The sequence below is a fragment of the Sphingomonas sp. Leaf25 genome (assembly GCF_001421635.1).
Taxonomy (GTDB): domain Bacteria; phylum Pseudomonadota; class Alphaproteobacteria; order Sphingomonadales; family Sphingomonadaceae; genus Sphingomonas.
In genome coordinates this window covers 104,494-105,487 of record NZ_LMKU01000003.1, presented here as the reverse complement: position 1 = coordinate 105,487, position 994 = coordinate 104,494, and the positions used below count along the sequence as shown (strand labels likewise).

The 994-nt window shown below is 68.1% G+C and carries 1 protein-coding gene; it reads right to left on the bottom strand.

Annotation, left to right across the window (positions count from 1 at the left end; genetic code table 11):
• Positions 1-77 precede the first annotated feature (77 nt).
• Positions 78-827: a class I SAM-dependent methyltransferase gene (locus tag ASE78_RS02055; protein WP_055756742.1), complete on the bottom strand. Its 750-nt coding sequence runs from the start codon at positions 825-827 to the stop codon at positions 78-80.
• Positions 828-994 lie beyond the last annotated feature (167 nt).

The window sequence follows — 994 nt, the reverse complement described above, 5'->3', positions numbered from 1 at the left end:
CGGGTTCGTGGCGGGCGCTACATTCCCTCGCGGGCCCACCCACCCCCGACCCCTCCCTTGTCAGGGAGGGGAGGAAATCAGGAAAGCCGCTCGCCGATCAGCGTGCCCTTGGTGCCGCGGTTGACCAGTTCGAAGCGGAAGTTGGGCCAGCGACGCCGCCAGCGCTGCGCCACCACGCGCTCGCCGGGGCGGGCGCCGTCGTCGAGCATCACCACGCCGCCGACCGGCAACCGGTCGAACAGCGTTTCGGCGGCACCGCGCACATAGGGGTGGATGGTCCACGGCGGGCCGTCGATCAGCAGCATGTCGACGCGGTCGGGCAGCGCGCCGATGTCGTACCACACCCCCGGCCAGTCGCCGGGCGATTCGACCAGAGGTGCCGCGCGCAGATCGGCGGCGATGCCGTGTTCGGCCAGCCATTCGCGCGTCGCATCGACGAAGCCGGCGTGCTGGTCGAAGCTGATGAGTTGTCCGCCGCCATGCTTGGCGAGTGCCGCGCCGGTCACGAGGCTCGACGCACCAGTGCCGAGTTCGACGACGGTGCGCGGGCGATCGGCGGCGATGCGGTCGACGATCAGCGAGAGATAGCCGGTATCCGCCTTCCAGCTCCCCAGATTGGGCAGCGCATCGGGGGCGAGACCCAGATCGGCGATCAGCTTCGCCTTCACCGACCGTTTGCCGCCCGACAGGCTGCGCAGCAGCCACGGCCACTGGATCGCGCCGAAGGCGATGGTGAACAGCTTGTCGGAGAGCGAGCGACGCAGCTCCTCGGGCCACAGGTCGCCATCGGCGAGGGGGAGCAGCGAGGTTTTGGCACGCGAGGTCATGGCAGCTCTTTGTTTCGGTACCGCCAGCGTGCGGACGTGACTGTCGCTATACGGTTACGGATCAAACGAAAAGGGCGGCCCGATACCGGACCGCCCCAATTCGTTCGCGACTGGCCGCAAAGGAGGAACTTTTCGTGCTCCCCTGCGTGCGAAACTCTTCGTCCGAA

What these genes read in the sequence shown, in the direction of transcription:
- ASE78_RS02055 (WP_055756742.1), bottom strand. Translation starts at nt 827, where the DNA reads ATGACCTCGCGTGCCAAAACCTCGCTGCTCCCCCTCGCCGATGGCGAC.